Annotated in this window: 1 pseudogene; it reads left to right on the plus strand. The window is 63.3% G+C overall.

The window, feature by feature from the left end:
* Nucleotides 1–300: pseudogene (locus P0G09_RS18935) on the plus strand (exodeoxyribonuclease III); the annotation flags it as partial.

Below are 300 nucleotides of genomic sequence, written 5' to 3' on the forward strand. Positions count from 1 at the left end.
GCTGGTGCAAAACGGCCCCGCTGGCCGTGACCACCTGCATCGGCAGGGAGGAGCACGACCACGAGGGCCGGGTGCTGACGCTGGAATATCCCGGCTTCTATCTGGACAACTGCAACACGCCCAACAGTCAGGACGGCCTGAAGCGGCTGGACTACCGCTTGACCTGGGAGGATGCGTTCCGGGCCTACCTGCTGGAGCTGGACGCGAAAAAGCCGGTCATCCTCTGCGGTGACCTGTACGTGGCCCACACCGAGATCGACATCAAGAATGCGTCGACCAACCGGATGAGCGCGGGCTTCA

This window comes from Faecalibacterium sp. DFI.5.82, from assembly GCF_029076575.1.
Classification (GTDB): Bacteria; Bacillota; Clostridia; order Oscillospirales; family Ruminococcaceae; genus Faecalibacterium; species Faecalibacterium duncaniae.